This is a genomic window from Pseudomonas sp. NPDC087804 (genome assembly GCF_044742965.1).
Lineage (GTDB): Bacteria > Pseudomonadota > Gammaproteobacteria > Pseudomonadales > Pseudomonadaceae > Aquipseudomonas > Aquipseudomonas rustica.
Genome location: NZ_JBIUVN010000020.1, coordinates 57458 through 83695, shown reverse-complemented (window position 1 = coordinate 83695; position 26238 = coordinate 57458). Strand labels below are relative to the sequence as shown.

Annotated in this window: 21 protein-coding genes (1 of these 21 running past the window's edge); 8 read left to right on the top strand and 13 right to left on the bottom strand. The window is 59.5% G+C overall.

What is annotated here, in order from left to right; genetic code table 11:
- Positions 1 to 981: the 5' end (the start) of a DNA gyrase subunit A gene (locus ACIOMO_RS21045; RefSeq protein ID WP_401243389.1), read on the bottom strand. It extends 1857 nt beyond the left edge of the window; 981 of the gene's 2838 nt are visible here — the first part of the coding sequence; the start codon lies at positions 979 to 981; the stop codon falls past the left edge of the window.
- 424 nt (positions 982 to 1405) lie between these two features.
- A complete protein-coding gene (gene mtnA, locus ACIOMO_RS21040) occupies positions 1406 to 2482 on the bottom strand; it encodes an S-methyl-5-thioribose-1-phosphate isomerase (RefSeq protein ID WP_401243386.1) in 1077 nt (358 codons plus the stop codon).
- Positions 2483 to 2590: 108 nt separating this feature from the next.
- Between mtnA and ACIOMO_RS21035 the strand changes: the two genes are divergently transcribed.
- From ACIOMO_RS21035 to ACIOMO_RS21015, 5 genes are all read left to right on the top strand, one after another.
- Positions 2591 to 3925 (top strand): TRZ/ATZ family hydrolase, encoded by a 1335-nt coding sequence (locus tag ACIOMO_RS21035; protein WP_401243383.1) that lies wholly within the window; start codon positions 2591 to 2593, stop codon positions 3923 to 3925.
- 56 nt (positions 3926 to 3981) lie between these two features.
- Positions 3982 to 4680 (top strand): bifunctional 2-polyprenyl-6-hydroxyphenol methylase/3-demethylubiquinol 3-O-methyltransferase UbiG, encoded by a 699-nt coding sequence (ubiG, locus tag ACIOMO_RS21030; protein ID WP_008079776.1) that lies wholly within the window; start codon positions 3982 to 3984, stop codon positions 4678 to 4680.
- A 4-nt stretch (positions 4681 to 4684) separates the two neighbouring features.
- Positions 4685 to 5356, top strand: a complete 672-nt coding sequence (mupP, locus tag ACIOMO_RS21025) for an N-acetylmuramic acid 6-phosphate phosphatase MupP (RefSeq protein ID WP_038364376.1) — start codon at positions 4685 to 4687, stop codon at positions 5354 to 5356.
- 108 nt (positions 5357 to 5464) lie between these two features.
- A complete protein-coding gene (locus ACIOMO_RS21020; protein WP_053122471.1) occupies positions 5465 to 6205 on the top strand; it encodes a YciK family oxidoreductase in 741 nt (246 codons plus the stop codon).
- Positions 6206 to 6564: 359 nt separating this feature from the next.
- Complete coding sequence (locus ACIOMO_RS21015) at positions 6565 to 7491, top strand: GGDEF domain-containing protein (RefSeq protein ID WP_053122473.1); 927 nt, start codon at positions 6565 to 6567, stop codon at positions 7489 to 7491.
- Between the two features lie 139 nt (positions 7492 to 7630).
- On the opposite strand, the gene ACIOMO_RS21010 is transcribed toward ACIOMO_RS21015, so the two are convergent.
- From ACIOMO_RS21010 to ACIOMO_RS20980, 7 genes are all read right to left on the bottom strand, one after another.
- Complete coding sequence (locus ACIOMO_RS21010) at positions 7631 to 8392, bottom strand: TenA family transcriptional regulator (protein ID WP_371925881.1); 762 nt, start codon at positions 8390 to 8392, stop codon at positions 7631 to 7633.
- A gap of 79 nt (positions 8393 to 8471) precedes the next feature.
- Positions 8472 to 10931, bottom strand: a complete 2460-nt coding sequence (locus tag ACIOMO_RS21005; RefSeq protein ID WP_401243378.1) for an EAL domain-containing protein — start codon at positions 10929 to 10931, stop codon at positions 8472 to 8474.
- A 103-nt stretch (positions 10932 to 11034) separates the two neighbouring features.
- Complete coding sequence (locus ACIOMO_RS21000; protein WP_400649829.1) at positions 11035 to 12852, bottom strand: ABC transporter ATP-binding protein; 1818 nt, start codon at positions 12850 to 12852, stop codon at positions 11035 to 11037.
- The gene (locus ACIOMO_RS20995; RefSeq protein ID WP_401243397.1) at positions 12845 to 13447 is read right to left on the bottom strand and encodes a DsbA family protein; all 603 of its coding nucleotides are present in this window, start codon (positions 13445 to 13447) and stop codon (positions 12845 to 12847) included. Before ACIOMO_RS20995 ends, ACIOMO_RS21000 begins: the two co-directional genes overlap by 8 nt.
- A 35-nt stretch (positions 13448 to 13482) precedes the next feature.
- A complete protein-coding gene (locus tag ACIOMO_RS20990) occupies positions 13483 to 14424 on the bottom strand; it encodes a rhodanese-related sulfurtransferase (protein WP_401243374.1) in 942 nt (313 codons plus the stop codon).
- Positions 14425 to 14719: 295 nt separating this feature from the next.
- Positions 14720 to 15019 carry a BolA family transcriptional regulator gene (locus tag ACIOMO_RS20985; RefSeq protein WP_008079766.1) on the bottom strand — a complete coding sequence of 100 codons (300 nt, stop codon included), beginning with the start codon at positions 15017 to 15019 and terminating at the stop codon, positions 14720 to 14722.
- Positions 15020 to 15031: 12 nt separating this feature from the next.
- Positions 15032 to 15553, bottom strand: a complete 522-nt coding sequence (locus ACIOMO_RS20980) for a DUF2059 domain-containing protein (RefSeq protein ID WP_053122485.1) — start codon at positions 15551 to 15553, stop codon at positions 15032 to 15034.
- Positions 15554 to 15747: 194 nt separating this feature from the next.
- Here ACIOMO_RS20980 and ACIOMO_RS20975 point away from each other — a divergent pair, with 194 nt between their 5' ends.
- Positions 15748 to 17142 (top strand): class II fumarate hydratase, encoded by a 1395-nt coding sequence (locus ACIOMO_RS20975; RefSeq protein WP_053122487.1) that lies wholly within the window; start codon positions 15748 to 15750, stop codon positions 17140 to 17142.
- Positions 17143 to 17226: 84 nt separating this feature from the next.
- Here the strand turns inward: ACIOMO_RS20975 and ACIOMO_RS20970 are convergent, their stop codons facing one another.
- On the bottom strand, positions 17227 to 18180 hold the full coding sequence (locus tag ACIOMO_RS20970) for a DMT family transporter (protein WP_401243369.1): 954 nt from the start codon (positions 18178 to 18180) through the stop codon (positions 17227 to 17229).
- A gap of 211 nt (positions 18181 to 18391) precedes the next feature.
- Between ACIOMO_RS20970 and ACIOMO_RS20965 the strand changes: the two genes are divergently transcribed.
- Complete coding sequence (locus ACIOMO_RS20965; RefSeq protein WP_212543757.1) at positions 18392 to 18586, top strand: DUF6316 family protein; 195 nt, start codon at positions 18392 to 18394, stop codon at positions 18584 to 18586.
- 135 nt (positions 18587 to 18721) lie between these two features.
- On the opposite strand, the gene ACIOMO_RS20960 is transcribed toward ACIOMO_RS20965, so the two are convergent.
- Positions 18722 to 19906, bottom strand: coding sequence for a thiolase family protein (locus tag ACIOMO_RS20960; RefSeq protein ID WP_401243365.1), 1185 nt, complete (start codon positions 19904 to 19906; stop codon positions 18722 to 18724).
- Between the two features lie 102 nt (positions 19907 to 20008).
- Complete coding sequence (gene pap, locus ACIOMO_RS20955) at positions 20009 to 21523, bottom strand: polyphosphate:AMP phosphotransferase (RefSeq protein ID WP_401243362.1); 1515 nt, start codon at positions 21521 to 21523, stop codon at positions 20009 to 20011.
- Between the two features lie 227 nt (positions 21524 to 21750).
- On the opposite strand from pap, the gene mnmC reads away from it, so the two are divergent.
- Positions 21751 to 23730: a bifunctional tRNA (5-methylaminomethyl-2-thiouridine)(34)-methyltransferase MnmD/FAD-dependent 5-carboxymethylaminomethyl-2-thiouridine(34) oxidoreductase MnmC gene (gene mnmC / locus ACIOMO_RS20950; RefSeq protein WP_401243359.1), complete on the top strand. Its 1980-nt coding sequence runs from the start codon at positions 21751 to 21753 to the stop codon at positions 23728 to 23730.
- Positions 23731 to 23733: 3 nt separating this feature from the next.
- Here mnmC and ACIOMO_RS20945 read toward each other — a convergent pair whose 3' ends face one another.
- Complete coding sequence (locus ACIOMO_RS20945) at positions 23734 to 26229, bottom strand: NEL-type E3 ubiquitin ligase domain-containing protein (protein ID WP_401243357.1); 2496 nt, start codon at positions 26227 to 26229, stop codon at positions 23734 to 23736.
- Positions 26230 to 26238 lie beyond the last annotated feature (9 nt).

The window sequence follows — 26238 nt, the reverse complement described above, 5'->3', positions numbered from 1 at the left end:
CAGCTGGGTCTGGGCGTAGAGGTTGTTGAGGATCACCTCAGGCACTTCGCCGCGACGCAGTTCGATCACGACGCGCATACCGTCCTTGTCGGACTCGTCGCGCAGTTCGGTGATGCCTTCCAGCTTCTTCTCTTTAACCAGCTCGGCGATCTTCTCGATCAGACGCGCCTTGTTCAACTGGTAAGGGAGTTCGGTGATGACGATCTGCTGACGGCCACCGACTTTGTCGATGTCTTCAATGATCGAGCGGGCACGCATGTAAATGCGCCCGCGACCGGTGCGGTAGGCTTCGATGATGCCGGCGCGACCGTTGATGATCGCGGCGGTCGGAAAGTCCGGACCGGGGATGTATTGCATCAGTTCATCGACGGTCAGCTCAGGGTTGTCGATGAGCGCCAGGCAACCGTCGATGACTTCACCGAGGTTGTGCGGCGGGATGTTGGTCGCCATGCCCACGGCGATACCGCTGGAGCCGTTGACCAGCAGGTTGGGGATACGGGTCGGCATGACCGCCGGGATCATGTCGGTGCCGTCGTAGTTCGGCACCCAGTCCACGGTTTCTTTGTGCAGGTCAGCCAGCAGCTCGTGCGCCAGCTTGGTCATGCGCACTTCGGTGTATCGCATCGCCGCAGCGTTGTCGCCGTCGACCGAACCGAAGTTGCCCTGACCGTCTACCAGCAGGTAGCGCAGGGAGAAAGGCTGGGCCATACGAACGATGGTGTCGTACACCGCGGTATCACCGTGCGGGTGATACTTACCGATCACGTCGCCGACAACACGGGCAGATTTCTTGTACGGCTTGTTGTAGTCGTTACCCAGCTCGCTCATCGCGAACAGTACGCGACGGTGCACGGGCTTGAGGCCATCGCGCGCATCCGGCAGTGCACGGCCGACGATTACGCTCATCGCGTAGTCGAGGTAGGACTGCTTCAGCTCGTCTTCGATATTGACCGGGAGGATTTCTTTGGCCAGTTCGCCCATGAGAAGCCTGATTCCTTTTTCTGGTGAAACTTCGTCATATCCATATGGGACCAACGAAGCTCGTCGGGGCCGGCCGAGTGCCATGCGCCGACTTACGACAAATCAACATTGGAGCGTGGATTTGCGCAGTAAAGACAGCTTCGTGAAGCTGCCTCGGAAAACGCCGGATGTTATCACAAAGGCCGCCACGCACCTATCCCCCAGATGCGCATGGAGCATAGTTAGTTGACCGGTGACAGGCTTAACGGGGACGAGAGAGGCTTAGAGCTTCTTTGAATGCAGAAATGGGGCTCGGTTTAACGATGTTTATTGACATTTAGGGCCTCATCGCGAGCAGGCTCACTCCTACAGGTTCTGCGTTCGACACAAGGCCTTGTAGGAGTGAGCCTGCTCGCGATAGCGGTCTTCCATGCGCCACAGCCAATCAATGCAGGCGTTTGCGGCACATCAGCTGGGCCATTTTGGCGGTATCCGGGCGCTCGACGATGCCTTTCTCGGTGACGATCGCGTCGATCAGATCCGCCGGCGTCACGTCAAACACCGGGTTGAACGCTTCAACGTCGGCACCGACGCGCTTGCCGCCGACTTCCAGCAACTCGGCGCCATCGCGTTCTTCGATCGGGATGTCGTCGCCGCTGGCCAGGTTCATGTCGATGGTCGAACTCGGCGCCACCACCATGAAACGCACACCGTGGTGCATGGCGTTGACCGCCAGTTGATAGGTGCCGATCTTGTTCGCCACGTCACCATTGGCAGTGATGCGGTCAGCACCGACGATCACCCAGGTCACACCTTTGGTTTTCATGATGTGTGCAGCAGCGGAGTCGGCATTCAGGGTCACCGGAATGCCTTCATTGGCCAGTTCCCACGCGGTCAGACGCGAGCCTTGCAGCCACGGACGGGTTTCGTCGGCGTAAACACGCTCGACCATGCCTTCAATAAAGGCTGCGCGAATCACACCCAGCGCGGTACCGAAACCGCCTGTGGCCAGCGCGCCAGTGTTGCAGTGGGTCAGAATCGCCTGAGCATTGCCTTGATGCTTGCGGATCAGGTCGACGCCGAGCTGCGCCATCGTCAGGTTGGCTTCACGGTCGCTTTCATGAATAGCGATCGCCTCGGTTTCCAGCGCCGCCAACGGATCGGCGTTTTCTCTCACGCGATCCAGGCGATCGTGCATACGGCCGAGCGCCCAGAACAAATTGACCGCAGTCGGACGGGAATCGGCCAGCAAGGCAAAATCCTCTTCCAGCGCCGCGTACCAGTCGCCACCTTCAGCGATCCGCGCGCGCGCGGCGAGCACGATGCCGTAGGCCGCACTGATGCCGATGGCCGGCGCGCCACGCACAACCATCGAGCGAATCGCCTCAGCCACGCCGGCGGCGCTGGTGTAGGCAATCCACGTTTCTTCAAACGGCAAAATACGCTGATCCAGCAGGTGCAGCGCGCCGTCTCGCCAATCGATGGCCTTCACTTTCTCCGCAGCCAACAGTCGATCGCGCATCCCACACCCCGCACTCATGAACAAAAGCCGCCGATTATAGCGATCCCCCCGCGAAGACGCTCGGGTATACTTCGCCATCCTTTACAAAAGCACTGGAACCGACCCTCGATGCCGAAACCTGCCATTGCGCTCGACTTATTATTGCTGCCGACCTGGCTGGTACCCGTCGAACCTGCAGGCGTTGTGCTCAAAGAGCATGGCCTGGGCATCCGCGACGGTCGCATTGTGTTTATCGGCCCGCGCGCCGAAGCATTGAAGTGTAACGCCAGCGAAGTCCGCGAATTGCCGGATGTACTGCTCGCCCCCGGCCTGATCAATGCGCACGGACACGCGGCGATGACGCTGTTCCGCGGCCTGGCCGATGATCTGCCGCTGATGACCTGGCTGGAAAACCACATCTGGCCGGCCGAAGCGAAATGGGTCGATGAAGATTTCGTCCGCGACGGCACCGATCTGGCCATCGCCGAGCAGATCAAGGGTGGCATCACTTGCTTCTCGGACATGTACTTCTTCCCGAAAGTCGCCAGCGAGCGCGTGCACAACAGCGGCATCCGTGCACAGATCGCGATTCCAATCCTCGATTTACCGATCCCGGGCGCGAGCAGTGCCGATGAAGCCATTCGTCAGGGCGTCGAGTTGTTCGGCGACTTGAAGCATCACGAACGCATCAAGATCACCTTCGGCCCTCATGCACCGTACACCGTCGGCGACGAGAATCTGGAAAAAATCCGCGTGATCGCCGAGGAGCTCGACGCATCGATTCATATGCATGTGCACGAAACCGCATTTGAAGTTCAGCAGTCATTGGAGAAGCTCGGCGAACGCCCGCTCGCCCGCCTCGGCCGCCTAGGCTTGCTCGGCCCGCGTTTCCAGGCCGTGCACATGACCCAGATCAGCGATGACGACCTGGCGTTGCTGGTAGAAAGCAACACCAGCGTGATCCATTGCCCGGAATCCAACCTCAAACTGGCCAGCGGCTTCTGCCCGGTCGAGCGTTTGTGGCAGGCTGGGGTGAACGTTGCGGTCGGCACCGATGGCGCGGCGAGCAACAATGACCTCGACCTGCTCGGCGAAACCCGTACTGCCGCGCTGCTGGCGAAAGCCGTCGCCGGTTCGGCCACCGCGCTGGACGCCCATCGTGCGCTGCGCATGGCCACTTTGAACGGCGCTCGCGCGCTGGGCATCGAAGCGCAAGTGGGTTCGCTGGAAATCGGCAAAGCCGCCGACATCGTCGCTTTCGACCTGTCCGGCCTGGCGCAGCAACCGGTGTACGACCCGGTGTCGCAGCTTATATACGCCACCGGCCGCGACTGCGTGAAGCATCTGTGGGTCGCCGGCAAACAACTGCTCGACGACCGCCGCCTGACGCGACTGGACGAAGCACAACTGGGCGCCACCGCCAGGGCCTGGGGCCAACGCATCAGCGGCCACAAAGAATCGTAAAAACCCCGGAACACAAACCGGGGCTACAGCCTTTTTCAAGTTTTAGAGGATTCAACATGAGTAACGTCGACCACGCCGAAATCGCCAAATTCGAAGCCCTGGCCCATCGCTGGTGGGATCGTGAAAGCGAATTCAAACCGCTGCACGACATCAACCCGCTGCGCGTCAACTGGATCGACGAGCGCGTCAATCTGGCCGGCAAGAAAGTCCTCGACGTCGGTTGCGGCGGCGGCATCCTCAGCGAAGCCATGGCCCAGCGTGGCGCCACCGTGATGGGCATCGACATGGGCGAAGCGCCGCTGGCGGTCGCGCAACTGCATCAGCTGGAATCTGGCGTCAACGTCGAATACCGCCAGATCACTGCCGAAGACCTCGCAGAAGAAATGCCTGAGCAGTTCGACGTGGTGACCTGCCTTGAAATGCTTGAGCACGTACCGGATCCATCCTCGGTGATCCGTGCCTGCTTCCGCATGGTCAAACCGGGCGGCCAAGTGTTCTTCTCGACCATCAACCGCAACCCGAAGGCGTACCTGTTCGCCATCGTCGGCGCTGAATACATCATGAAGTTGCTGCCGCGCGGCACCCACGACTTCAAGAAATTCATTCGCCCGTCCGAGCTCGGCGCCTGGAGCCGCATGGCTGGTCTGACCGTCAAGGACATCATCGGCCTGACCTACAACCCGCTGACCAAGCACTACAAACTGGCCAGCGACGTTGACGTCAACTACATGATCCAGACCCTGCGCGAGGAGTAAGCCGATGGCCATCAGAGCGGTTCTCTTCGACATGGACGGCACCCTGCTCGACACGGCGCCGGACTTCATCGCCATCTGCCAGGCAATGCGCGCCGATCGCGGCCTGCCGCCGATCAACGACAAGCACATTCGCGACGAGATTTCCGGCGGCGCCAAAGCCATGGTCGCGGTGACGTTCTCGATGGATCCGGAATCGCCGGGCTTCGAGGAATTGCGCCTTGAGTTCCTTGAGCGCTATCTGGTCGGCTGCGCGGTGCACAGCAAGCTGTTCGACGGCATGGGCGAACTGCTCGCCGACATCGAAAAGGCCAACCTGATCTGGGGCGTGGTGACCAACAAGCCGCTGCGCTTTGCTGAACCGATCATGCAGCAGTTGGGGCTGGCCGAACGTTCGGCGCTACTGATCTGCCCGGATCACGTGAAAAACAGCAAGCCGGATCCGGAGCCATTGATCCTCGCGTGCAAGATGCTTGATCTGGATCCATCGACGGTTTTGTTTGTGGGCGATGATCTGCGCGATATCGAATCGGGGCGCGACGCCGGCACGAAAACCGCGGCGGTGACGTTTGGCTACATCCACCCGGACGACAACCCGCGGCATTGGGGAGCGGACGTGGTGGTGGATCATCCGTCGGAGTTGCGCAAGGTGCTCGATAGCGCGCTCTGCAGCTGCTGATCAAGGTCAAAAGATCGCAGCCTGCGGCAGCTCCTACAGATATTTACTGCCCTGTAGGAGCTGCCGCAGGCTGCGATCTTTTAGCTATTAATGGATTGTGAGGTTTTTATGTTTGATTACTCCGCTCGTCCCGAATTGCTCAAGGATCGGGTCATTCTGGTCACCGGTGCCGGTCGTGGCATTGGCGCGGCTGCGGCGAAAACCTACGCCGCTCACGGCGCGACCGTGCTGCTGCTGGGCAAGACCGAAGCCAATCTGACGCAGGTCTACGACGACATCGAAGCGGCGGGCCATCCGCAGCCGGCGGTGATTCCGTTCAACCTCGAAACCGCCCTGCCCCATCAGTACGATGAACTGGCAGCGATGATCGAAGCTGAATTCGGCCACCTCGACGGCCTGCTGCACAACGCCTCGATCATCGGCCCGCGCACGCCGATCGAGCAGTTGTCCGGCGAGAATTTCATGCGCGTCATGCAGATCAACGTCAATGCCATGTTCATGCTGACCAGCACCCTGCTGCCGCTGCTCAAGCTGTCGCAGGATGCTTCTGTTGTCTTTACCTCCAGCAGCGTCGGCCGTAAGGGCCGCGCCTATTGGGGCGCTTATGGCGTGTCGAAGTTTGCCACCGAAGGTTTGATGCAAACCCTCGCCGACGAAGTTGAAACCGTGGCGCCGGTGCGCTCCAACAGCATCAACCCCGGCGCCACTCGCACCAGCATGCGTGCTCAGGCATATCCGGGGGAAAATCCGCTGAACAACCCGACGCCAGAAGAGATAATGCCGGTCTATTTGTATTTGATGGGCCCGGACAGCACCGGCATCAACGGCCAGGCTTTCAACGCTCAGTAGTGCCATACGTCGGCTTTGTTGCCGCGGCGGATTCCCGTCGCGGCCAACATTTGCCGCTCGCGGCCGTCACAATTTAGTCAATTATCCAGCGCTAATTTTCCCCCAAAGCTCGCAAGCCATTGAATAAAAACGGTTTTAACAAATATCAACCGAATGGCACGACTTTCGCTCTAATTTTCCTCAAAGCAAGCCGCGTGAAGGCAATGGGGCGAGGCCGATTTCGATAGCTTACTAATCGTCATCAGGCAGACTAAACTTACGCCAAACGTCCTACGGGACTGATGGATCAGTATGACGCGCAGCCATAGCCGCTCTCACCCAGCCTGTAAGACAGACTTACTGCTAAGGGTTCACGCCATATGAAATCACCCTCCCAGACCAATGCAATTGACTTCGACAGCGCCAAATTGCAACGCCTGGGCTTCGGTCAACTGCCTCCCTTGCTGGAGCGACCGACCAGTCTTGCGCAGCTGCGCCAGCAACTGAGCCTGCAACTGCAAACCAGTCTTGAACCGCAACGTATCCTCGGGCTGTTTTTCCGTGAGGTTCAACGCCTCGTGCCGCTGGACGCCTTGAGCTACGTGCATCAGGGCAGCGACCTGCGGCTGGAGTTCGGCGCTCGCGGTCACCATTCGGTCAGCTACAGCTTGAGCCACGAAGGCGAGCACATGGGCGAACTGGTGTTCCGCCGCAATCAGCGTTTCAACGAACAGGATCAGGGCAACCTCGAATCACTGCTGTCGTCGCTGCTGTATCCGATGCGCAACGCCCTGCTCTACCGCGCCGCGACGCAAAGTGCTCTGCGTGATCCACTGACTGGCGCTGGCAATCGCATCGCCATGGAGCAAACCCTGCAACGCGAGATCGACATGTCGCGCCGGCACGGGCAGCCACTGTCTGTGTTGATGCTGGATATCGACCACTTCAAACGCGTCAACGACAGCCATGGGCACAGCGCCGGTGATGACGTGCTCAAAGCCGTGGCGGCGTCGATCAAGGGTCAGTTGCGCAACGTCGACATGGTCTTTCGTTATGGCGGTGAAGAGTTTTTGATTCTGCTGTCGAACACCAGCCGCGAGGCGGCGGCGATGGTTGGCGAGCGACTGCGTTATGCGGCGCAGGCTGCCGAGTATTACGCCGATGGCCAGTTGATCGAGTTGACGGTGAGTCTGGGTTGTTCGACGCTGCTGCCGGGGGAATCGGCGGAGAGCCTGTTGCGCCGCGCGGACAGTGCGCTGTATGTGGCCAAGCGCGAAGGTCGTAACCGCTTGGCGATGGCGGGCTAAGCCCTCCGGACACCCCCAAATCAAATGTAGGAGCGAGCCTGCTCGCGATGCGATCTGACATTCAACAATGATGTTGACTGACAGTCCGCAATCGCGAGCAGGCTCACTCCTACATTTTTTTACGCGGTGTTAGCCGGAATCAGCTCTCGACTACCGCCCTGCGCTCACGGCTTACCAGCAAACGCTCGGACGTTTCCAGTTGCATGCACCGTTCGAGGAACAGGTACATATAGTCGTAGCTCTTGCACACCGCCTGACGCAGCTCGGTCTGCAAGGCCTTGCTTGGGTTCATCCCCGCCAGTGTGCAGATGATCTCCAGCGCTTCCCATGGATGCGCATCATCGTACTGCGCATGCATCTTCAGCCACTTCATCGCGCGCTTGCGATCCTCTTCCGGGAACGCGGCGGCGTAAACGCCAGTGGAGCACACCACCGCTGACCACTCACCCGTTGCGCCTTCAATTGCATAGTTAGTGGCGGCAATGGCCACGATCAGCGAATCGGCGGAACTGGTGTGCCAGCACCAATGACTCAAGGCATGCAGTTCCGGCGGCACTTGTTGTGCTTGCAGGTCTTCGAGACTGACACCGTGCGCGCGACTCCAGTGCACCCAATAATCGGCGTGGTTGAGTTCGACGCGGATATTGCGCATCAACCAGCGCCGCGCCATGTCTTCACCCGGGTGGCGGGCGAACTTGGTTTTGGTCAGGTTCTGCGCCATGTACAACGCGAACTGCTCAACTACCGGCCAGCCCCCGACAAGGTACTGACGCATGGTTTTTGCGCTGAGCTTGTTATCACGCATGCGCAGATACAACTCATGTTCGACAACCCGGCGCTTGCTCTCGCTGCAATCCTCAATGAGCTGTTGTGCCCAAGCAGGATAACTTGCAGCTTCCATGAGTGGTCCGGTTCGGTTGAATGTGTCGATCACTGTTCGGCTCCTTTTGATTTGTGATTATAAGGATCGGCAAGAGATTTCAACGGAACGTGCCAGGCGCTTTGAATAACAGCGGCTGCGGTCTGGCGGGCCGACTTTGCAAACTGTCACAGGTAAACAACTGCGGACGCTCAATAACGTAACCCTGAGCGTAATCAACTCCGATCTCAAGCAAGGCTTGTTCGATCTGGGTTGTTTCAACAAATTCGGCAATTGTCTGCTTACCCATGACATGCCCGATGTGATTGATCACTTCGACCATTGCGCGGTTAATCGGGTCGTCCAGCATATCCTTTACGAAACTCCCGTCGATCTTCAGGAAGTCTACAGGTAAATGTTTCAAGTAAGCGAATGAAGACATTCCGGCACAAAAGTCATCCAGCGAAAAGTAACAACCTAAGCCTTTGAGTTCATTAATAAAACGTATTGCACTGCCTAAATTTGAAATAGCACTGGTTTCTGTAATTTCAAAACAAATCATTTCAGGCGGGATGGCATAGTTAACAAACTGTTCCCTCAGGAAGTGCAAAAACGCGTCATCTCCTATAGTAATGCCTGACAGATTAATCGCACACATCGCCAACGGGCCTTCATGTTCTTCTGCAATACATTGAGCAATAACCTTAAATACGTTTTGCACAACCCAACGATCTAACTGACTCATCAATCCATAACGTTCAGCGGCCGGAATGAAACTGTCCGGAAGAATCATCCGGCCGGATTCATCATGCAGGCGCAGCAAAATTTCGATGTGCGCGCGGCCATCCTGAATGCCGCCCAGCGGAGCGATTTCCTGGGCGTACAGGCAGAAGCGGTTTTCCTCCAGTGCCATGTGCAAGCGTTGCACCCAGGCCATCTCGCCGAAGCGCAGGGACAGCTCCGAATCGTCGGCGTGATAGACCTGCACCCGATTGCGGCCCTTTTCCTTGGCCATGTAGCAGGCCATGTCGGCGGCGCGCAGCGACGCTTCGAGGGTGGTCGGCGTCTGACCGACATGCACCAGGCCGATACTGACGGTGGTCAGAAATGGACGGCCCTTCCACACGAAATGCAGGTTCTGCACGGTCTGGCGCAGGCTGTCGGCAATCTTCTCCGCTGCCTCCAGCGCGCAGTTCTCCAGCAAGATCCCGAACTCATCACCACCCAGCCGCGCCAGAGTGTCGCCCTCGCGCAGGCCTGATTGCAGCAACGCGCAGATATGCCGCAACAACTCATCGCCCGCCGCGTGACCGCAGGTGTCGTTGACCAGTTTGAACTGGTCAAGATCGAGGAACATCAGCGCATGTCGCCCGCCCTGCCGCGTGAGGTTGTGCAGGGCTTGCTCCAGGCGATATTCGAACTCGCGGCGGTTGGCCAGCCCGGTCAGCGCATCGTGGGTCGCCTGCCACGACAGATTGGCGATGTATTGCCGCTCCTGGGTCATGTCGTGCAACACCAGCACCGTGCCGCTGACTTTGCCGGCATTACGGATTGGCGCGCCGACCAGCGTCACCGACACCGTGCTGCCGTCGAGTCGCTGAATCAGTTTGGAGTGTTCGCTGCCACCGCTGAGCTGGCCGCTTAGGATGTGCTCGATCAGCGTCAGTCCTTCGGCCTGCGCGTTGTCATCGAGCAAATTGAACAATGCCGCCAACGGCAAGCCGGCAGCCTGCTCGGCTTTCCAGTGGGTCAGGGCCTCGGCAGCCGGGTTCATATAGTCGATAGCGCCGTCGACATCCGTTGTGATCACGCCGTCGCCAATCGAATGCAGCGTGACATGCGCACGATCTTTTTCCAGTTGCAGGGCTTCGGCAAACGCGTGGCGTTGTTTGAGCAACTTGCGTGTGCGCAACAGCGCCAGCACGATCAACCCCAGCGCGGTGGCGAGGTTGGTGAACAGCAGCAGCCGCAGAATCACCCGCGAACCTTCACCCAAAGCATCACTGAACGCTTTGGCCGCCGGCGTCACGCCGTCGTTGATATCAAAAATCTGCGCTTTCCAGAGGCGAACATCCGCATCGGACGCGGTGTTCTCGGTGATGCTGTGATGCATCTCGCGTGCCACGTTATCCAGCTCGACCAGATAGGCATCGCCCACCGTCCAGCGGTCGATCGCCCTTTCCAGATAACTGAAATGACGAAAATTGAGGTACAGCCAGATCAGGCTGGAGACGTCATCCGGGTGGTTGCCACCCTTGAGAATGCCTTCACGCGCCGATTCCAGATCCGGTGGCTGACGATCTAGGGCCACGCGCAATTGATGACCGCCCTGCGGCACGGCAATGGCGTCCTGATACTTGAGGAAGATCGCCTCGTCACGGCTGTCGGCGTACAGGTTGAGGTAATAAATGGCGTCTTTCTGACCTTTCGACCACAGGCTCTCGCCCGCCACGTAACCACGCACGGCCGACAGGACATAAAGACTCACACCGCCCAATAACGCCTGAAACAACACGACGGCAATGAAAGGCCAGACGATGCCCAACAAACGTGGCGTTCCGAGCGTCCGCTTTTGCTTCATGGGATCCCTTGTATGGCACTGCCTGATCATCCCTTCCGATCAGACCACCTTCCTAGACTAGGAGGCGTTTGGGCTCACGGCAAGCGGCATGGATGCCGATAACTCAGTGGCGCTGCAAATGCCCGTAGAGCTTGGCGTACAAACCACCATCGGCGATCAGTTGTTGATGATCGCCGTCTTCAGCCACTTGCCCGCCATCGAACACCAACACGCGATCGGCCTGCTTCACCGCTGACAAACGGTGGGCAATGATCAGCGTGGTGCGACCGTTGAGAAAGCGCGCCATGGCCTGATGCAGGTTGTATTCGGTGGCCGCATCGAGGGCCGAGGTGGCTTCGTCGAGGATCACCACTTTTGGCTCGGCGAGGATCATCCGCGCAATCGCCAAACGTTGGCGCTGACCACCGGAGAGGCGCACGCCGGAGCGGCCGACGATGCTGTCGAGACCATCGGGCAAGGCGCGGATGGTCGCTTCGAGCTGAGCGATTTCCAGCGCCTGCCAACAGGCTTCGTCGTCGCGCGTGCGACCCATGGTCAGGTTGGCGCGCACGGTGTCGTTGAACAGCGCCGGGTGTTGCAACACCACCGCGACGTTCTCGCGAACGGTGTCGAGGCCGATTTCCTGCTGGGTCGAACCGCCGAAACGAATGGTGCCGGACAGCGGCGTGTACAACCCCAGCAGCAATTGCACCAGAGTACTTTTGCCGCCGCCACTGGCACCGACAATCGCGACTTTCTCACCGGGGGCAATCGACAGATCGAGCTGATCGAGCACCAGTTCATCGCCGTAACCGAAGCTCAAGCCTTGCACCTGAATACCGACGGTGTCGCGACCCTTGAACGGATCGACGCCGCCGGGATACTGCGGTTCATCGGCGCGCGCCAGCAACTCGTTGATCCGCGTCAGCGCACCGCCCGCCGCGTAGTAGGCGTATTGCAGGTTGAGCAGCTGTTCGACCGGGCCGATCATGAACCACAGGTAACTGAACACCGCGAGCATCTGGCCGATCGACAGGTCGGAAAACAGCACGGTGAGCATCGCCGCCGCACGGAAAATATCGATACCGAACTGAAATAACAAACCACTGGCGCGGTTGGAGGCGTCGGTTTTCCATTGCGAATTGACCGCGTAATTGCGCACTTCCTGCGCGCGCAGGCCGAGCCTGCCGAGGAAAAACCCCTGCCGGTTGCCGGCGCGAATTTCCTGAATCGCATCGAGGGTTTCACTCAGCGCCTGAGTGAAGCGCGCGGTGCTGTCGTTCTCGAGTTTCTTCAAGTGTTTGACGCGTTTGCCCAACTGCACCGTGGCGTAAATCACCAGTGGGTTGAACAGCAAAATCAGCAGCGCCAGCTTCCAGTGCATCCACATGAGGATGCTCGCGGTACCGACCAGAGTCAGCATCGCCACGAGGAAACGACTGAGGGTTTCGCCGACAAATTTGTCGAGGGTATCGAGATCGGTGACCAGGTGCGTGGTCACCGTGCCGCTGCCGAGACTTTCGTATTCGCCGAGGGAAATCCGCTTGAGGCGCTCGATCAGGCGCACGCGGATGCGGTAAACGATGTCCTTGGCCAGTCGCGCAAACAATCGCGACTGCAACACGCCAAAACACAGCGAGCTGCAACGCAGAGTCAGCGTCACCACCAGCATCAGGCCGATGTAACCCGCCGCTTGCTGCCACATGCTGGGCAACACATGGTTCATGACTTTCAGTGCCGCATCGCCGTGGCCGAGCAAGACTTCATCGACCAGCAACGGCAGCAGCAGAGGAATCGGCACGCTGCACAGCGTCGCCAGAACAGCCACGCCGTTAGCGATCCACAGGGATTTTTTGTGTGTGAGAGCCAAACGCCGGACTTCTGCCCAGCTCAGCCGGTCGACACGCTTTACGGCTGGCGTGTCATCGGCCGGATCATGCACAGGCAGCGCGCTCCAGCCAGCGGCCGAGCAACGGCGACAGTTCGCTGAGCGGTTGATAGCCGTTGGTCAGCAGCGCCAGCTGACCGTTACGCTCGGCGAGCAAGGTCGGGAACCCAGCGATGCCGAGATCCTGCACCCAATTGAAATCAGCCAACGTGGCTTCGTGCTGATCGGCACGGTCGAACAGCGCAGCGAATTCGATACGCGGCACGCCGGCCTGCTCGGCCAGTTCCACCAGCACGCTGGCTTGGGTGACATCACGACCTTCGGCGTAGAAGGCCTGCTGGATCAGTCCGACCAGTGTCCACGCGCAATCCGGCGCCAGGCTGCGCGCGGTGACGATCGCGCGACAGGCCGGCTCGGTATCGTAGACAAAACCGTCGGGCAACGCGCCGTCGAATCTGAACGGCTGGCCAGTAGCGTCGGTGACCGCTTGCCAGTGCTCAAGAATGTAGCGCCGCGTGGTCGGCTCCAACGCCGAGCCGCTGCCGGTGCGCAAACCGCCGACCACCAGATGCAGCTCGACCCCGGCTGCCTGCGCCTGCTCCACCAATGCCTTGGCCACCGGAGCAAAACCCCAGCACCACGAACACATCGGGTCCATCACATAGAGCAGGCGTGCAGACATGATTAAGCCTCGGTGGATGCTTGCTTATAGTTGTAGCCGATCGGGTGCGGCTGGTTGCGCGCCTTGGCCAGTTCGATCTGCTTCTGCCGGTCGATTGCGCTGCGGCGGGTCTTCTCGCTCAGCTTGTCCCAGCAATGCGGGCAGCTGATGCCGGCCACGTAATGCTCGCTGGCGCGATCTTCAACGCTGACCGGTGTGCGGCAGGCATGACATTGATCGTAGTCGCCTTCGCTGAGGTCGTGGCGCACGGTCACGCGGTTGTCGAACACGAAGCAGTCACCCTGCCACTTGGTTTCTTCCTGCGGCACCTCTTCGAGGTACTTCAGAATGCCACCCTTGAGGTGGTAAACCTCTTCGTAGCCCTCGCTGAGCATGTAGCTCGAGGCTTTCTCGCAGCGAATACCGCCGGTGCAGAACATCGCGACTTTCTTGTGCACGGCCGGGTTGAAGTGTTCTTTGATGTAGTCAGGGAATTCGCGAAAACTGGTGGTTTTCGGATCAATGGCGCCTTCGAAGGTGCCGATCGACACTTCGTAATCGTTGCGCGTATCGATCAACAGCACTTCCGGGTCGCTGATCAACGCGTTCCAGTCTTGCGGATCAACGTAAGTGCCGACCTTTTTGTTCGGGTCGACGCCTTCGACACCGAGGGTGACGATCTCTTTCTTCAGTTTGACTTTGGTGCGATAGAACGGCTGCTCGTCGCAGTACGACTCTTTGTGATCGATGTCGATCATGCGTGGGTCGCTCTTGAGCCAGGCGAGCAGGCCGTCGATGCCTTCGCGAGTGCCGGACACCGTGCCGTTGATGCCTTCTTCGGCAATCAGCAGGGTGCCTTTGATCTGGTTATCGACCATCGCTTGCAGCAGTGGCTCGCGCAGGTTGACGTAATCTTCGAGGGTGACGAACTTATACAGTGCCGCCACGACAATCGGTTGTGTCATGGGTATTTCTCCAGGTGGCTACCCTCGCAAAGGGTGAACCGGATTCAAAAAAAAACGCGCCGGGTAGCGGCGCGTTGCGGATTCTAGCAAAAACACGATGTGTTTTGGATGTACTGAGTCTTCTGTGACAACACAAAACCTGTGGCGAGGGGATTTATCCCCGATGGGTTGCGAAGCGGCCCCAAACCCTGAGAATGCGGTCTTTCAGGGAGATTGGGTTCTGTGGCTTTTGGGGCTGCTTCGCAACCCATCGGGGATAAATCCCCTCGCCACAAAAATCCAGCCACATCCAAAATCAGTGTTTGCTTCCGCCGGCACAGGTCGGCGACGCCGGGGCGGCGCCGGTCTCTGCCCATTCCTGCGGGGTGTAGGTGTGCAGCGCCAACGCATGGAACTCGCCCATCAGCTCGCCGAGCGTGCCGTAGACTTTCTGGTGGCGCTTGACCCGGTTCAGGCCTTCGAACTGCGCGCTGACCACCACTGCCTTGAAGTGGGTCTGTAACCCGCGACTGTGCATGTGGCTTTCATCCAGCACTTGCAGATGCTCAGGCTGTAACAGGCCCAGCGTAGATTCGATGCGTTGTTGCATGCTCATCACGAACTCCGCTTACGGCTTTTTCTTGGCCGGAGCAGCGCCTTTCGGGGCCAGCTCGTTGGTCATGTCTTCCAGCAGCTTGTTGACTACCGGTACCGCGCTTTCCAGTTTGGCCTGGGTCATCTGGGCCGATTGCTGAGTCAGCTGCGGCATTTTTTCCAGGACTTTTTTACCCAGTGGCGACTGGTAGAACGCGACCAGATCTTTCAGCTCGGATTCGCTGAAGTTGGTGGTGTACAGCTTGACCATGTCCGGCTTCAGCTTGTTCCAGCCAATGGCCTGATCCAGCGCGGCGTTGGCTTTGGCCTGATAGGTTTCCAGCACGGCTTTTTTAGCTTCAGGGGCTTTGGTCTGCTCAAAACGCTGAGCGAACATTTGCTGCACTTGCATGTACACCGGAGTGCCCAGTTTGTCAGCGTGGGCCAGTGTCAGGAAAGCTTCGGCACTGGCGTTGTGGCTGGCGGTATCGGCAAGCACCTGGCCGCTGGCGCAAACCAGTGCAACCGCGGTACAGATGGCACGAAGACGAGTCATCGAGTTTCCTTTTAAGCAAAGCGAGGTAAAACCCCAAGGGCGACCATTCTGCGCCTAAAAATCGCTGCGGCTCAACCCCCCAAGCCTTGCCGCGCTTGATTGGCGGGGTTTTACCGGTCAACAATCGATTCGATGGAACCACCCGGGCCGAACCCGGCCTAAACTGCGCAAACAGACCAACAGGAGTGTGCACGATGAGCCGTATCGAAACCGACAGCCTGGGCCAGATCGACGTCCCGGACGATGCTTACTGGGGGGCTCAGACGCAACGCTCGCTGATCAACTTCGCCATCGGTCAGGAACGCATGCCGCTCCCGGTACTGCACGCCCTGGCCCTGATCAAGAAAGCCGCGGCACGGGTCAACGACCGCAACGGCGACCTGCCCGCCGACATCGCCCGCCTGATCGAACAGGCCGCTGACGAAGTCCTCGACGGCCAGCATGACGACCAGTTTCCGCTCGTCGTTTGGCAGACCGGCAGCGGCACCCAGAGCAACATGAACGTCAACGAGGTGATCGCCGGTCGCGCCAACGAACTGGCCGGCAATCCGCGCGGCGGCAAGACGCCGGTGCACCCGAACGATCACGTCAACCGCTCGCAAAGCTCCAACGACTGTTTCCCCACCGCCATGAGCATCGCCACCGCGCAAGCCGTGCAGGAACAACTGCTGCCGGCAATTGCCGAGTTGTCCGGTGGCCTCGCTGAACTCGCCGCGCGGCATATGAAACTGGTGAAAACCGGGCGCACGCACATGATGGACGCGACACCGATCACCTTCGGTCAGGAATTGTCCGGTTTTATCGCGCAGCTGGATTACGCCGAACGGGCGATCCGCGCCGCGCTGCCAGCGGTGTGTGAACTGGCACAGGGCGGCACAGCCGTCGGCACCGGGTTGAATTCGCCGCACGGTTTCGGTGAAGCGATTGCCGCAGAACTGGCGGCGCTGTCCGGTCTGCCATTCGTCACCGCGCCAAACAAGTTTGCCGCCCTCGCCGGCCACGAACCGCTGACCAGCCTCTCCGGTGCGCTGAAAACCCTCGCCGTGGCGCTCATGAAAATCGCCAACGACCTACGGTTGCTCGGCTCCGGCCCACGCGCCGGTTTTGCCGAAGTTCGCCTACCGGCCAACGAGCCGGGCAGCTCGATCATGCCGGGCAAGGTCAACCCGACCCAATGCGAAGCGCTGTCGATGCTGGCCTGTCAGGTGCTGGGCAACGACGTGACGATCGGCATCGCCGCCAGTCAGGGTCACTTGCAGTTGAACGTGTACAAACCGGTGATCATCCACAATCTGCTGCAATCGATCCGCCTGCTCGGCGACGGCTGCAGCAACTTCCAGCAGCACTGCATTGCCGGGCTGGAGCCGGATGCGGAAGTCATGGCGCGGCATCTGGAGCGTGGGTTGATGCTGGTGACAGCGCTGAATCCGCACATCGGTTATGACAAGTCGGCGGAAATCGCCAAGAAGGCTTACAGCGAGGGGCTGACGTTGCGTGAGGCGGCGTTGGCGTTGGGCTACCTGACGGATGAAGAGTTTGATGCGTGGGTGCGGCCGGAAAACATGATTGAGGCTGGGGCCAAGGGCTAAAAACAAAAGATCGCAGCCTGCGGCAGCTCCTACATTGGAATGCGTTCTCTGTAGGAGCTGCCGCAGGCTGCGATCTTTTGATCTTCAGGCCATACGCATGCGCCGCGCCTTGAGCCCGGCAATCAACGAAGGCCCCAACGCCACCAGCGCCGAGCCCAATACCACTAGCACCGCCCCGCCATACCCAAGTCCATTGATCTGCTCGGCATGCACGTACTCCGGCCAGATCCCCGCCGCAATCGCCACCGCGCCAAACGTCACCAACGGCGTAATCGCCAACGTCGCACTGACCCGCGATGCCTCCCAATGCGCCAGCGCTTCGGCAAATGCACCGTAGGCAATCAACGTGTTCATGCAGCACGCGAGCAGCAACCAACCCTGCAACGGGCTCAACTCCAGCGCTTCGAGCGGGTGTACCCACGGCGTCAGCAACAACGCGCAGAACAGGTAAATCACCATCATCACCTGCAACGAATTCCACACCGTGAGCAATTGCTTCTGGCCCAGCGCGTAAAACGTCCACACCGTCGACGCCAGCAGCACCAACAACACGCCAGCGGTGTAATCCGACAGTGAGGTCAGCAACTCAGCCAGACGCTGATTAAAGAACAGCACAAAACCGACCAGCAGCACCAACAATCCAATGCCCTGGCCAATGCTGAAACGCTCCTTGAACACAAACAGACTGGCGATCAGCAACATGATCGGGCCCATCTGCACCACCAGTTGCGCGGTGCCGGGGCTGAGCAGGTTGAGGCCCATCAGATACAGCACGTAGTTGCCGACCAAGCCGAGCACCGCCATCATCACCAGCCAGCCACCCTTGGGCCCCAGCACTTTGCGGCTCGGCAGGCGTTTGACCGCGGCCAGATAAATGAACAGGCAGCTGCCGGACACCATCAAGCGAAACCAGGTCACCGTGACGGGATCCATCACCAGCAACACCTGTTTGAGTTTGATCGGCAGGATGCCCCACAGAAACGCGGTCAGCAGCGCCAGGAACAAGCCGTAAACCCAGCGACCGGATGAAATGTGCATGCGAACCCCAAAAGCCTGCTGACAAGTGCGCTCATTCTAGGCGTGCCGCCGGGCGCGACACAGGGACAGTTGGGGCCAGGACGTGAATGAAACTGTGCAGGTCGCAGCATTAAATTGACGCGCTGCCGTTGATCGGCTGACCGCGCGGGTTAAGTGCTTCAGGCATAAGCTGATTGGATCCCGTCCAGCGCCTCAGCCAAGGAGACCGCTCATGTTAGGCATGCGCGCCCAAGACAACGCCCCCGCCACGCACTTTCGCAGCGACCGCGTGTGCCGGGTCAATGGCGAACTGTATTTCAGCACTCGGGAAAATACCCTTGAAGGGCCGTTTGAGAGTGCCGAGCAGATTGAGAAGGAAATTCAGGCTTACATTGCGCGGATGCAGGGGCTGGATTCCAGCCGATAGTCAGTGGTGAATTCATTCGCGAGCAGGCTCGCTCCCACAGGACTTAGGTGAACATTGAAAATGTGTACACCCTGAACCCTGTGGGAGCGAGCCTGCTCGCGAATGCGGTATATCAATTGACAAATCTTTTGGCGGTTAACGCACCACCTCAAACAACCCCGTCGCACCCATCCCGCCGCCCACGCACATCGTCACAATCCCGTAACGCAAATTACGCCGCTGCAACTCGCGCACCAGATGCCCGACCTGCCGCGACCCGGTCATGCCGAACGGGTGACCAATCGAAATCGAGCCACCGTTGACGTTGTACTTGTCGTTATCGATCTCCAGCCGATCACGGCTGTACAGGCACTGCGAAGCGAACGCCTCATTGAGTTCCCACAGATCAATGTCCGACACCTGCAAACCTTTCGCCTTGAGCAGTTTCGGCACCGAGAACACCGGGCCGATACCCATCTCGTCCGGCTCGCAACCGGCCACGGTAAACCCACGGAAAAACGCTTTCGGCTTCAGCCCCAATTCCAGGGCTTTTTCCAGACTCATCACCAGCGTCATCGACGCGCCATCCGACAGTTGCGACGAGTTGCCCGCCGTCACCGAACCGTCTTCAGCGAACACCGGTTTCAACCCGGCGAGGCTTTCATAGGTGGTGTCCGGACGGTTGCAGTCATCGCGATCAACCACGCCGTCGAGAATTTGCACTTCGCCAGTGTTCTTGTCTTCAACGCGATACTTCACCGACATCGGCACGATTTCATCGTTGAACAGCCCGGCCGCCTGCGCCTGCGCGGTGCGGATCTGGCTCTGCAATGAATAGCGATCCTGCGCCTCACGGCTGACGCCATAACGTCGCGCAACCACTTCGGCAGTCTGACCCATCGTGTAATAGATGCCCGGCGACTGTTGCTTGAGCAGCGGGTTGATCAGGTGATCGGTGTTGACGCTTTTCATCGTCAGGCTGATCGACTCGACGCCGCCGGCGACGATGATGTCGCTGCAACCCGAGGCGATCTGGTTGGCGCCAATCGCAATCGCTTGCAAGCCCGACGAGCAGAAACGGTTGAGGGTCATGCCGGCGGTGCCGGTGCCCAGACGCGAAAGCACCGCGACGTTGCGGCCAATGTTGTAGCCCTGCGCGCCTTCGTTGGAGCCGGCGCCGACGATGCAATCCTCGACGCTGGCCGGGTCGATGTCATTGCGCGTCAGCAGCGCGTTGACGCAGTGCGCCGCCATGTCATCGGGGCGGGTCTGGTTGAACTTGCCGCGAAAGGATTTGGCCAGGCCAGTCCGCACGCTGTCGACGATCACCACTTCACGCATGGCATACCTCATTGTTGTTGTCGGTTGAGAGTGAACCGAGCATAAGTCCACCCCATTGCCGACCGCGACAATCATTCACCCCGCGTATGCGTGTCCATCGGTTCAGTCCTTGTGCTTTTTCGCGTGCTTGTCGGATTTCTCGAACGCGTCTTCGAGTGCGCGGTTGATCGTGCGCAGCACTTTCACTCGCGCCCAGCGCTTGTCATTGGCCTCAACCAACGTCCACGGCGCGATCTCGGAACTGGTGCGATCGACCATATCGCCGACGGCGGCACGGTAATCATCCCACTTGTCGCGGTTGCGCCAGTCGTCCTCGGTGATCTTGAAGCGCTTGAACGGGATCTCTTCACGCTCCTGGAAACGCTCCATCTGCGTGTCCTTGTCGATGGCCAGCCAGAACTTGACGACGATCACCCCGGCGTCGGCCAGCTGCTCCTCGAAGTCATTGATCTCGCCGTACGCACGCAGCCAGTCCGCCGGTGTGCAGAAACCTTCAATGCGCTCCACCAGCACTCGGCCGTACCACGAACGGTCGAACACGGTGAATTTGCCGCGCGTCGGAATATGTCGCCAGAAACGCCAAAGGTACGGTTGCGCACGCTCCTCTTCGGTCGGTGCGGCAATCGGCACGATGTTGTATTGGCGCGGATCGAGCGCCGCCGCCACCCGACGGATCGCCCCGCCCTTGCCCGCCGCATCGTTGCCTTCGAACACCGCGACCAGTGCATGGCGACGCATGCGTTTGTCGCGCATCAGACCGGACAATCGCGCCTGTTCGGTGATCAGTTGTTCTTCGTAATCTTTCTTGTCCAGACGCTGGGTCAGGTCGAGGCTGTCGAGCAGGTTCAGATGATCAACGGGTGTGCCCAGCGGCGCGGCGCTGACATCGTGGGGATGCACGTCCGGGCGTTTCAGCGCACTTTGCAAACCTTCAAGGAGAATCTTGCCGACGGCCAGACTGCGGTAGTTCGCATCCATGCCTTCGATCACATGCCACGGCGCGTAATCGCGACTGGTGCGGCGCAGCACGCGCTCGCCGTATTTGACGAATTTGTCGTAGGTCTCCGATTGCTGCCAGTCGAGCGGGCTGATGCGCCAGCTGTGCAACGGATCGTCGGCCAACGCTTTGAGTCGCGCCTTCATCTGCTTTTTCGACAGGTGAAACCAGAATTTGAAGATCAGCGCGCCTTCATCGCAGAGCATCTTTTCCAGACGCTCGGCGCCAGCGATCGCTTGATCCAGGCGTGGATCCTTGAACAAACCGTGCACCCGCCCCTGGAGCATCTGGCTGTACCAGTTGCCAAAGAAAATCCCCATCCGCCCTTTGGCCGGGAGCATCCGCCAGTAACGCCAGGCCGGTGGCCGCGAGAGTTCTTCGTCGCTCTGTTGGTCGAAAGTGCGCACTTCGATCAGGCGCGGATCCATCCACTCGTTGAGCAACTTGACTGTCTCGCCCTTGCCCGCGCCTTCGATGCCGTTGATCAAAATGATCACCGGGAAACGCTTCTGTTGCTGCAACTCGAACTGGGCTTCCAGCAGCGCTTCACGCAGTGCCGGGACGGCGGCCTCGTAGGTGTCTTTGTCGATGGCGTGACCGATTTCAGCGGATTCAAACATTGGACGGCTCCTTCCAGGGTTCAGCAAGACTAGCGGATGATGACAACCTCTGAACAGATCGCAGCCTGCGGCAGCTCCTACACTGGAATGCAATCCACCCTGTAGGAGCTGCCGCAGGCTGCGATCTTTTGACATTTTCCATGGCCCCCTGGATCAGACCTTGCCATGGATCAAGCACCCCTCGCCCGATCGGCTAGAATGGCCGCCTTGACGTTGCCGAGCCTGCCATGAAACCCGTATTGCCCCACGCCCAACTCGATTGGGATGAACAGGGACGCCCGCGTTCGCGAGTGTTTGATGACGTGTATTTTTCCGACAAGTCCGGTCTGGATGAAACCCGTTATGTGTTCCTCGAACAAAACCGCCTGGCCGAGCGTTTTGCTGCGCTGCCGGCAAGCGGTCGCCTGGTTATCGGCGAAACCGGTTTTGGCACCGGGCTGAATTTTCTCTGTGCCTGGCAGTTGTTCGCACAACACGCCGTGGCCGGGGCCCGGCTGCATTTTGTCAGCGTCGAAAAATACCCGTTGAGCCCGGCCGATCTGCAACGGGCATTGGCCTTGTGGCCAGAACTCAAACCACTGGCCGATCAGTTACTCAAGCATTACGTAGCCGTCCATCAAGGCTTTCAGCGCATCACCCTGGCCGACGGTCGCGTGACGCTGACCCTGCTGATCGGCGATGCGCTGGAGCAACTGCCGCAACTCGATGCGCAGATCGATGCATGGTTTCTCGACGGTTTCGCCCCGGCGAAAAATCCGGACATGTGGACGGCGGAACTGTTCGTCGAACTGGCACGACTCGCGGCACCCGGCTCGACCATCAGCACCTTCACCAGTACCGGTTGGGTGCGCCGTTTGCTCAACGCCGCCGGCTTCAAAATGAAACGCACGCCGGGCATTGGCCATAAGTGGGAAATTCTGCGTGGCGAGTTCCTCGGTTGGCCGTCAGACGTTGCGCCACCCGCCCCGGTAAAACCGTGGTTCGCCCGCCCTGCCCCAGTGGCAGGCGAACGTCGTGCACTGGTAATCGGCGCCGGACTGGCCGGTTGCGCCACCGCTTCCAGCCTCGCCGCGCGCGGTTGGCAAGTGAGCTTGCTGGAGCGCCACGATGGCGTGGCGCAAGAAGCCTCGGGCAATCCGCAGGGCGTGCTGTATCTGAAGCTCTCCGCCCACGGCACCGCGTTATCGCAATTGATCGTCAGCGGTTTCGGCTACACCCGTCGCTTGCTGGAAACCCTGCAACGCGGTACCGATTGGGACGATTGCGGCGTGCTGCAACTGGCGTTCAATGCCAAGGAAGCCGAGCGCCACGCGCAATTGGCCGCAGCCTTCCCCGAAGATTTACTGCAATGGCTCGATCAACCCGAAGCGCAACGCCACGCCGGCATCGGTCTGGATCACGGCGGTTTGTACTACCCCGAAGGCGGCTGGGTGCATCCACCGGCGCTGTGTCAGGCGCAAGCGGCGCAACCGAACATCGAACTGCTCAGCCATCGTGACGTACTGGAACTGCGCAAAGTCGACGATCAGTGGCAAGCCTTCGACGGTGACCGCTTACTGGCCAGCGCACCGGTCGTGGTGCTGGCCGGCGCCGCCGAGATCAAACGTTTTGCGCAAAGTGCCGAGCTGCCGCTCAAGCGCATTCGCGGACAAGTCACTCGCCTTGCCGAGACCGCAGAAAGCCAGGCCCTGACCACCGTGGTTTGCGCCGAAGGCTACGTCGCCCCGGCACGTTTGGGCGAACACACCCTCGGTGCGAGCTTCGATTTCAACAGCGACGACCTGACCCCGACCATCGCCGAACACGAAGGCAATCTGGCGATGCTCGAAGAAATCTCCAGCGACCTCGTGTCGCGTCTGCACATCAGCGAACAGCCTGTCGAAAACCTCCAGGGCCGCGCTGCTTTCCGCTGCACCAGCCCCGACTATTTGCCGATCGTCGGCCCCGTTTCCGACCGCGAAGCGTTCAATCAGGCATACGCCACATTAGCCAAAGATGCCCGCCAGGTTCCGGACGTGGCCTGCCCGTGGCTTGACGGGCTCTACGTCAACAGCGGTCACGGCTCTCGCGGTCTGATCACCGCACCGCTGTCGGGTGAATTGCTCGCCGCCTGGCTCGACAACGAACCGTTGCCGCTGCCGCGAAGTGTCGCTGAGGCGTGCCATCCCAATCGCTTTGCGCTGCGCCGTCTGATTCGCGGCAAGTAGCTTTTACCCTTGGGGCAAGGCGCAGATCCCCAGATTAACCAAACGTATCGCATCGTCGGTCAGGCGTGTCAGCACAGCTTCCTCAGCCAGCTCGCGCTGGAACCTGATCGCATCCATCTGGCTGAGATAATCGGCGGAACTGAGTGTGCTCGCCTGTTCAAATACGGCATCCAGCTGCGGTGAAAACGTCTCGTCAATGTTGGAGAACTGGCGACTGAACGTGCGTTTGAGGTAATCGCACCAGAATGACTGGCGTTGCAGGAACGTCACCCACTGCGCTGAAGCTTCAGCCGTAATGATCCTGTTCTTCGCAATGTCCAGATCAGCACGGGTCACACCGCCCAGTAATGCATAACGCATGAACCGCGGCTGCCCCGGCAGATCCAGGTCATCGGCGAGACCGGTGCGATACGCGAGGTTGACCTCCAAAGGATCGGCGGTCGGATTCTTGTCGGCATGTTCTTGAGCGATCTGGTTCAACTGATCCAGACGGAACAGACCACGGCCGAGTTTGATCAGGGGTTTGGCACCATTTACCCGACCTTCAGCAGGGCTGATCACCCTGTCGACTTCAACGGCGATTTCCAGATGACTGAAGTTTATCGCTGCACTGTCCGTACAGTTGATCGGATTGGCCGCCAGATCGAGAATCTGTTCGTACAACGGCGCTCGCTGCTCCGCCGCCTCGAGTACTGCCCAAACCCGCCGATGCATGTCTTTGGTCGCTTTCTCGGAATCGGCGGTATGACTGAGTTCCGCCAGCAGATGGAATAATCCTTCGGCCCTCGGATCATCCTTGAATGCCGTCCAGATTCGGTTACGACGATTCCAGTCCTCCCCCGCGCCGTCAGTGAACCAGAGCGATCGCGCCTGGTTTTCGTCGAGACGGGCATTATCGTTATCCAGATAGCCCATGCCGACGCCGATGTTTTCCCGGTAATTCGACAGGTGCGTGCTGCTGACGTCGGACAGTGGATTGAATCGCAGGTTAAGTGCCTCACTGAAACGGCGCGGTGTTGTGAAGAGCCAATCCGGCAATACCTTTATTTCGTTGTTGCGCAAATCCACCCAGTCCGGATCCGGCAAGCGTGCCAGACCTTTGGGCAATTCCGTAGCACCGGTCTCGCGCAGTGCCAGAGAGCGCAATTTCAACATATGACTGACATCCGGGGTTGCCCCCAGCGGATTGCCGCTCAGATTCAAACTGTGAAGCGTGCGCAACTGGCTCAGCTTCAACAGCGTCTGCTCGGTCAGCCTGATCTGGTTACCCGCCAGGCTCAACCGACCCAGATCAGGCATGAACGACAGAATTTCCGGCAGCCGAGTGAGCTTATTGCGATCAAGCTCCAGCGTTTCAACTTGCTTGAACGAGCGAAGGAAATACGCGATATCGTCGCCTTGCTCCATGTTCCTCAACGACAATCGTTTGATGTGGTCGAACTTCAGACCCGGTGGCAGGGTGGGCAGTTTGCCGACTCGCATGCCGTCCAGATTCAAGGTACAAACGGGTTGGCCATTGGCGTCTCTGACCCATAAGAGTCGCCGAAAACTGTCCTCAATCAGTTCAGCGGTGGCTTTGCGACTATGACGCACCTCTTGCCCATCCCCGCCGAGCGCCCTTATCGCGGGCTCATCCTCGCTCCAGAGTTCCAGTGCGTCGCGCAGGCTGCGCAGATCCTCACGCAACGCTTTAACACCGGTTGCCCGGGTCAGCGGGTCGTTGCCCAACTGATCGATCAATTGGCTGGCCTGGGTCTCGGTGTAGCTGGGGAAAAGCCTCAAGACTTTGCGCAGCAATGCTCGCGGATGAGTCGTCGCCATCACCTGATCGGCCTGCACACAAGCCGGCTCGAAAACAACCGGCTCAGACTTGCCGGAGATCAACATCCGCGCAGTCACCTCGCGCTCGTCCAGTGCAGTTTCAAGCAGCTTGTTGCGTAGTCGAGCCCCATCAGCAGGCACCGGATCGGGGAAACCGGCGGCGGCACGTTGCGCAGGAGTCAGCGCCTTGAGAATGGCTTGATAGCGCTCGTCAGCCCCCGCCTCAACCCGTCCCAGCGATTTGCTGTCGCCATCAAACACCTCATACCCGCCATTGGATTTAACCAAAGTGCGGGTGTTCAAGGGCGTCGCCGGCGCGACACCAATCGCTTCCAGCAAAGGCCCTTTCAGGGTTTTTTCTCGTACCTCAAGCCGCAGTTGTGCATCCCAGCCGCTCAGACGGGGCAGTAACTGTATGGCCAGCTTTTCAGTGTCCGGATTGGCCATTGCCGGCAAATGAAGCCCGATCAGCGCACGATCAACACGTACCTGATGGGTCGCGGCCCTGACCTTCTGCGCCAGACCGACAGGCACTCGACCGCTAGAACGCAGGTGCAGACGCTCGGCACTCGGCGCTTGATCGATAAGACGCTGCGCATGGCGCGCCGGCAGCTCGACAAACGTATTGCGCAGCTTCTGCACATCGTCAGCCTCGATCCGGTCGTAGCGTTCATACATTCGCTGGAA